Origin of the sequence: Rhizobacter sp., from assembly GCF_031412495.1 — a bacterium.
In the GTDB taxonomy this organism is placed as follows: Bacteria; Pseudomonadota; Gammaproteobacteria; order Burkholderiales; family Burkholderiaceae_C; genus Schlegelella_A.
Map to the genome: position 1 here is coordinate 1 of NZ_JANODC010000316.1, position 6827 is coordinate 6827.

6 protein-coding genes and 1 pseudogene are annotated in these 6827 nt (G+C 73.2%); 2 read left to right on the forward strand and 5 right to left on the reverse strand.

Translation table 11 applies throughout. From position 1 onward, the window contains the following. Window positions 1-97: 97 nt before the first annotated feature. Entirely contained in the window at window positions 98-694 is a 597-nt protein-coding gene (locus AC30N0_RS11805; RefSeq protein ID WP_489518107.1) for a peroxidase-related enzyme, read from the forward strand. 11 nt (window positions 695-705) lie between these two features. Next, window positions 706-1818, forward strand: coding sequence for a glycosyltransferase family 9 protein (locus AC30N0_RS11810; protein ID WP_489518108.1), 1113 nt, complete (start codon window positions 706-708; stop codon window positions 1816-1818). Here the strand turns inward: AC30N0_RS11810 and AC30N0_RS11815 are convergent. The 5 genes and pseudogenes from AC30N0_RS11815 to rlmH all read right to left on the reverse strand — a co-directional run bounded on the left by AC30N0_RS11815 (window position 1802) and on the right by rlmH (window position 6614). Further along, window positions 1802-2884, reverse strand: a complete 1083-nt coding sequence (locus AC30N0_RS11815; protein WP_489518109.1) for a glycosyltransferase family 9 protein — start codon at window positions 2882-2884, stop codon at window positions 1802-1804. The genes AC30N0_RS11810 and AC30N0_RS11815 overlap by 17 nt on opposite strands. Next, complete coding sequence (locus AC30N0_RS11820; RefSeq protein ID WP_489518110.1) at window positions 2881-3966, reverse strand: glycosyltransferase family 9 protein; 1086 nt, start codon at window positions 3964-3966, stop codon at window positions 2881-2883. Before AC30N0_RS11820 ends, AC30N0_RS11815 begins: the two co-directional genes overlap by 4 nt. Before the next feature lie 17 nt (window positions 3967-3983). After that, window positions 3984-5518 (reverse strand): annotated as a pseudogene (gene rng / locus AC30N0_RS11825) (ribonuclease G). 17 nt (window positions 5519-5535) lie between these two features. Then, window positions 5536-6150: a Maf family protein gene (locus AC30N0_RS11830; RefSeq protein WP_489518111.1), complete on the reverse strand. Its 615-nt coding sequence runs from the start codon at window positions 6148-6150 to the stop codon at window positions 5536-5538. Further along, complete coding sequence (gene rlmH, locus AC30N0_RS11835) at window positions 6147-6614, reverse strand: 23S rRNA (pseudouridine(1915)-N(3))-methyltransferase RlmH (protein ID WP_489518112.1); 468 nt, start codon at window positions 6612-6614, stop codon at window positions 6147-6149. Before rlmH ends, AC30N0_RS11830 begins: the two co-directional genes overlap by 4 nt. Window positions 6615-6827 lie beyond the last annotated feature (213 nt).

Below are 6827 nucleotides of genomic sequence, written 5' to 3' on the forward strand. Positions count from 1 at the left end.
TGAGCGCAGTCGGCCGCCCGGCGCTCCACGCGACCCCCCACGTCGATATCGTCAGTCTCGCCCGTACAGGACCCCGCCTCATTTTGGAGAAACAGCCATGACCGAAGCCGCCGCCGCACCGATCAGCCGCTACCCGACTCCGCCCCTCGCCGACCTGCCCGAGGACCTGCGCGCCAAGATCCTCGAGGTGCAGGACAAGGCCGGCTTCGTGCCCAACGTGTTCCTCGCCTTCGCGCACCGGCCGGCCGAGTTCCGTGCCTTCTTCGCCTACCACGACGCCCTCCTCCTGCGCGACTCGGGGCTCAGCAAGGGCGAGAAGGAAATGATCATCGTCGCGACGAGCGGGGCCAACCAGTGCCTCTACTGCGTCGTCGCGCACGGTGCCATCCTGCGCATCTACGAAAAGAAGCCGCTCGTCGCCGACCAGGTGGCGGTGAACTACCGCAAGGCCGACATCAGCGAGCGGCAGAAGGCGATGCTGGCGTTCGCCATGAAGGTCTGCAACGACTCGGCAGCCGTCGGCGACGACGACTTCGCCGCGCTCGGCCGGCACGGCTTCAGCCTCGAGGACGCCTGGGACATCGCCGGCATCACCGCCCTGTTCGGCCTGTCCAACCGCATGGCCAACTTCACGTCGATGCGACCGAACGACGAGTTCTACCTGATGGGCCGGGTGCCGAAGGACAAGCAATAGCGCTTCCGCCCGTGGACGGGGGCTGGTCCGTGCACGCCCTGGCCCGGCGCGGCACGACGCAGCCGGTCGCGCCGCCGGTGCCGGCCGACGACGCGCACTTCCGCGCCAGCAAGGGCGACTTGCGCGCCGCCCTGCGGCTGCTGCGCCGCCGCCTCGAGACCGTGCTCAGCGGCCAGCGCCGCCACGAGCGGAGCCGGATCGACCCTGCCTGGCGACGCGCGCTCTGGATCCATGCCGAGGCGCCGCAGATCGGCGACGCGCTGATGGACCTGGCGCCGCGCAGCCTGCTCGTCGAGCGCGGCATCGCGGTCGACCTGCTCGCGCCGGCGGCGACCGCCTCCGTCTTCGACGGGGACCTTCACTTCCGCCGGGTGCGGGTCGACCCCACCCGCCTGCGCGCCGGCGACTACGACTTCGCGATCGTCGACAGCCGCTGCTGGAAGGCGCTGGCCGGCAAGCGGCGCGCGTGCCGCGCCCTGCCCTGGGTCTCGCTGAAGGGCGACTACCTGGCCTACGACTACCACCGGGCACTGCTTGCGACGCGCCGCCTCGCCGGCCTGCTCGGCGTCGAGCTCGACGCCGACGCCGAGGCCCGGCATGCGTGCCAGAAGCTGAGCCTGCGCGATGCGGCGGCGCCGGCTGCGGAGCCCACGCCGACAACGGTCGCGCTCGCGCTCGGCGGCGTTCGTGCCGAGCGCACTTACGCCGGCTGGCCCGAGGTGGCGGCAGGCCTGCGGGCGCGCGGGGTCGGCCGGTTCGTGCTCCTCGGCAGCGAGAACGGCCGGGCCATGGCCGACGCCGTCCGGCAGCGCCTGCCCGAGGGCAGCTGCATCGACATCGTCGGCCGCTGCGACCTGCACGCGACGCGCCAGGCGATGGTCGGGGCGAGGGTCGTGCTCGCCGCCGACGGCGGCCTGATGCACCTGGCCCTGACCACGCCGACGCCGCTGGTCGCCCTGTTCGACGCCGGCATCGATCCGGCCTGGCGCCTGCCGCCGGGGTTCGCCGGCCGGGTGCTGCGCGCGCACGCCGGCACGGTGAGCGCGATCGACCCGGGCCAGGTCGAGACAGCGGCGCTCGAGCTCCTGGGGCGCCCCGCGCCGGCGCTCAGCGCCGACCCCTGAATCCGGGCAAGGCAGCGAGGAAAGCGGCGGCGACGTCCCCGGGCGGCACCGCGGCGAGCTCATCGTCGGTGCGCAGCGCGACCATGCTGCTCTCCGGCCGCAGGAAGTACGCCGGGTCGACGCGGGTGAACAGCGCCAGCCCCGGCGTGCCCACGCCGATGGCGACGTGCATCAGGCCGCCGTCGACGCCGAGAAAGGCGTCGCAGGCGGCAAGCTCGCGCGCGGTGGCGTCCAGCGTGCCGACATCCACCCGCGAGACGCAGCGGGCGCCTGCCGGCAGGGCGAGCAGCTCGGCCTGCTGCTCGCGCGCCGGCCGGCCCTGGCCGAGCAGCCTGAATTCCGGCGCCGGAAGGCCGGCCGGCCACTGCTCGCCGATCGCGTCGACGACCTCCGGCCAGTGCGGATAGATCTTGCGCTTGAGCCGCGCGCCGAGGGCCAGGCCGACGACGAAGGGGTCGCCCCCGCGGCCCCGTTCGACGTCGCCGCCGACCTCGATCCGCGGCGCCTCGACCGGGCCGGTCGGCAGCCCGAACAGCTGGCGCAGCCGACGGTCGGCGAAGGCGGCGCGGTCGAAGCGCTCGCCGGCGTGGTGGCCGCGCATGGTCGTGAACGGCAGGCGGCGGAAGCGGCTGCGCTTCATGCGCAGCGACGCGGTCCGGATGCTGTCGAGGAGGATGAAGTCGTAGTCGTTGGCGCACGCCGCAGCCTCCGTATGGACGGCGCGAAAGCGCGGGTCGCGCGCGAAGAGCGGCGCCAGGGCCGGCGCGATCAGGAGGTCGACCTCGCTCGACGCCGGAATCAGCGTGCGCGGGGCGAGGTCCAGGATGGCGTCGCCGACGGTGGTCCAGGTGTAGACCCAGAGCATCCGGCGCACGCCGCGCGGCGCCCGGTCGACGTGTCGATGCGCCTGCCCGGTGAGGACGAGCATGGCGTCGCGGGCCAGCGCCTTGCGCACGGCCTGGACCCGGCGCCCGAACGGCTGCTCGCGGAACTCGGCCGCCAGCGCGTTTGCGATGCCGTCCCGGAAGGGCAGGCCGTGGATCGGGTGGCGCCAGCGGCTGCTCATCGGCGGCCGAGGGCGAGCAGCGCCTGCTCGATCACGCGCTCCGCGTCGATCGCTTCCAGACAGGCGCTGCGGCTGTCGCGGTGGTCGTCGCAGCCGGCGCGGCCGCAGGGCACGCAGGCGTTCGGCCCCTGCAGCAGGACGACGTTGCCGCGGCGCTGGATGCCGCTGCCCTGCTTCACGTAGTCGGGCCCGGGCGTCCCGAGGGGCCCCCAGCGCATCGGGTTGCTCGGCCCGAACAGGGCGATCACCGGAACCCCGAGGGCGGCGGCTAGGTGGGTCACGGAGGTGTCGGGGCCGACGAAGAGTGCAGCGCCGGAAAGTAGGGTCGTGAGCTGGTTCCAGTCGAGGCGGCCACCGGCATCGACGAGGCGCGGCGGCGGCGCCAGGCCGGCCAGCGCGTCGACGCTCGCCCGGTCCTCGGCGGAGGCGCTGCCGGTCAGCACGACCTGGTGTCCCGCTGCGAGCAGCGCGGTCACCAGCACCCGGTAGCGCTCGATCGGCCACTGCTTGTAGCGCCACATCGACGGCGCATGGACGACGACGGCGCCGGGCCCCACCTGGCTGGCAAGCTCGGCCGGCAGGGCCGACCCCGCCGGCGGCACGATGGTGTTCGGCGCTGCCGGGGACCCTCCCGCCGCCGCTTCCTGCCAGGGCTCGAGCAAGGCCAGCTTCTCGGCGGCCGAGTGCGTGTCGCCGCGGTCGCCGGCAGCGACCACGGCATGGCGGAGCAGCACCCGCTTCCACCACGCATGCCGTGCCGCGCTCGGCACGACGCCCGAGCGCACCGGCGCGGCCAGGAACGCATAGAAGTGGGCGCGGTCGCTCTCCTGCGTGACGAGGGCCAGGTCGTAGCGGCGCCAGAGCCGGCGCAGCAGCGCCAGGGCGGCACGCCAGCCGGCGCCGCGCCTTGTCTCGATCAGCTCGGCGATGTCCGGGTTGCCGCGAATCAGGCCCAGCGTTCCGGCGAGGCCGAGGACGTCGATCCGCGCCTCGGGCCAGCGCACGCGGGCAGCGCGGATGAGCGGCGTCGTCAGCAGCACGTCGCCGATCTGACGGGTGGCGACGACGAGGATGCGGCGCATGGCGAGGCCCCCGGGCCTTACATCAGCACGATGTCGTACTGCTCCGGCGACGGAAAGGGCTCGACGCGCAGCGAGATCGGCTTGCCGATGAAGTCGGACAGGCCGGCGAGGTGCTGGCTCTCCTCGTCGAGCAGCATCTCGATCACCGCCGCGGAGGCGACGATGCGGAACTCCTTCGGATCGAACTGGCGCGCCTCGCGCAGGATCTCGCGCAGGATGTCGTGGCAGACGCTGCGCGCCGTCTTCACCTCGCCCCGGCCCTGGCACGTCGGGCAGGGCTCGCACAGCATGTGGGCGAGCGACTCCCGGGTGCGCTTTCTCGTCATCTCGACCAGACCCAGCTGGGTGAAGCCGCTCACCGTGATCTTGGTCCGGTCGCGCGACAGCTGCTTCTTCAGCTCGGCCAGCACCGAGGCCTGGTGCTCCTCACGGGCCATGTCGATGAAGTCGATGATGATGATGCCGCCGAGGTTGCGCAGGCGCAGCTGCCGCGCGATCGCCTGCGCCGCCTCGAGGTTGGTCTTGAAGATGTGTCGTCGAAGCTGCGCGCGCCGACGTAGCCGCCGGTGTTGACGTCGACCGTCGTCAGCGCCTCGGTCTGGTCGACGATGAGGTAGCCGCCCGATTTCAGATCGACCCGGCGCAGCAATGCCTTCTCGATCTCGTCGTCGATGCCGAACAGGTCGAAGATCGGCCGCTCGCCGGTGTAGTGCTGCAGCTTGCCGACGGCGCCCGGCGTGTACTCGCGGCCGAAGCGGGCGAGCTGCTCGAACTGCATGTGCGAGTCGATGCGGATGGTCTGCGTGCGCTCGTCGGCGAGGTCGCGCAGCACGCGCTCGGCCAGGCTCAGGTCCTGGTGCAGCAGGGTCCCCGGCGGCGACTTGAAGGAGCGGTCGCGCACGCGCGACCAGGTCGTGCGCAGGTAGCGGATGTCGTCGGCGAGCTCCTCGTCGCTGGCCTCGACGGCGTTCGTGCGCAGGATGAAGCCGCCGCCGAGGGCCTCGGCGCCGCTCGCGGTGCGCGCCGCGTCGTCGGCCTCCGCCAGCGCCGTCATCCGCGCGCGCAGCTGCTCGCGCAGGTCCTGCGAGCCGATCTTCTGCGAGATGCCTATGTGCGTGTCCTGCGGCAGGAAGACGAGCAGCCGGCCGGCGATGCTCACCTGCGTCGACAGGCGCGCGCCCTTGGTGCCGATCGGGTCCTTGATGACCTGCACGGTCAGCGTCTGCCCTTCGAAGACGACGCGCTCGATGGGCGGCGGCGGTGGATTGACGCGCTCGCCGCGGGCCGCGCCGGCCGAGCCGTTCTCGGCCCGCGAGGTACCGATGCCGTTCACGTGGACGTCGGCGATGTGCAAGAAGGCCGCGCGCTCGAGGCCGACCTCGACGAAAGCCGACTGCATGCCGGGTAGCACGCGGGCGACGCGGCCGGTGTAGATGTTGCCGACCCGGCCGCGCTCGAGCGCGCGCTCCAGGTGCAGTTCCTGCACGGCGCCGTTCTCGACGACCGCGACGCGCGTTTCCTGGGGAGCCCAGTTGATGAGGATGTCTTGCATCGAGGGTGCTGCGGTCGTCACGGCCGGACGTCGAGCCCGGCCTCCTGGAGCAACACGGCCGTCTCGTGCAGCGGCAGACCCATGATACCGGTGTAGCTTCCCTCGATCCGCTCTATCCAGGCCGCCGCCGCGCTCTGGATCGCGTAGGCGCCGGCCTTGCCGAAGGGCTCTGCGCTCGCGACGTAGCGCGCGATGCGAGCCGCCGGCAAGGCTGCGAAGCGGACCCGCGAGGTGCTGACGAGGAGCCGCGTCCGCCGCGGCCCCGCCACCGCGACGGCGGTGATCACGCGGTGCGTGCGACCGCTGAGGAGGCCCAGCATGCGGGTCGCGTCGGTCGCGTCGGCGGGCTTGCCGAGGATGCGCCGGCCGATCGCCACCGTCGTGTCGGCGCAGAGGATGGGTGCCGGCGCGAGCCCGCGCGCCTCGCGCCTCGCCTGCGCGGCCCGGAGCTTGGCCCGCGTCACCCGCTCGACATAGACCGACGGCGCCTCCCCGGCCTGCACCACCTCGAGCGACTCGGCATCCTCCTCGGGACCGGCGAGGAGCATCTCGCAGCGCACGCCGATCTGCTCGAGCAGCTGGCGCCGGCGCGGGCTCTGCGACGCGAGGTAGACGAAGCCGGCCGCCGTCATTCCCGGTGATACGGGTGGTGGGCGTTGATGGACCAGGCGCGGTACAGCGCTTCGGCGACCATGACCCTGACGAAGGCGTGCGGCAGCGTCAGGTCCGACAGGCGCAGCGACTCGTCGCAGCCGGACTTGAACGTCGGATCGAGGCCGTCGGGGCCGCCGACGACGAGCGCCGCGTCGCCGCCGCGCGCCTGCCACTCCAGCAGTCGCGCCGCCAGCTGGATCGACGTGATCCGCTCGCCGTGCTCGTCGAGGGCGATCCGGCGCACGCTGCGGGGCAGCGCCGCCTCGATCCGCTCCGCCTCCGCCGCCATCAGCTGGGCCGCGGTCCGCGAGCCGCGCGGCTCGGCCTTCACCGCCTTCAGCTCGAGCCGCAGCTCGGGAGGCAGACGCTTCGCGTAGTCCTCGTACGCCGCCTCGGCCCATGAAGGCTGACGGGCACCGACGGCGACGAGGAACAGCTTCATCGCGAGGGCCGCGGAACGCGCGGCACCCCGGCGGCGCCGGGCGCGTGCGTACCGCAGGATGCCCGGCGCTCTATCGCTGGCTCGCGGTCTTCTTCGCTGCCGGGCGCTTGACGCCGACGGTGCGCACGACACCCTTGGCCGGCGCGGCCTTGCGGGAGGCAGCGCGCTTGGCGGGCGCGCCCGCACGCTTGGCCGGTGCCGCCGCGCGGGGGC

Excerpts from the sequence above, each read along its gene's own strand:
- AC30N0_RS11805 (WP_489518107.1), top strand. The coding sequence starts at position 98 with ATGACCGAAGCCGCCGCCGCACCGATCAGCCGCTACCCGACTCCGCCC.
- AC30N0_RS11815 (WP_489518109.1), bottom strand. The coding sequence starts at position 2,884 with ATGAGCAGCCGCTGGCGCCACCCGATCCACGGCCTGCCCTTCCGGGAC.
- AC30N0_RS11820 (WP_489518110.1), bottom strand. The coding sequence starts at position 3,966 with ATGCGCCGCATCCTCGTCGTCGCCACCCGTCAGATCGGCGACGTGCTG.
- AC30N0_RS11830 (WP_489518111.1), bottom strand. The coding sequence starts at position 6,150 with ATGACGGCGGCCGGCTTCGTCTACCTCGCGTCGCAGAGCCCGCGCCGG.
- rlmH (WP_489518112.1), bottom strand. The coding sequence starts at position 6,614 with ATGAAGCTGTTCCTCGTCGCCGTCGGTGCCCGTCAGCCTTCATGGGCC.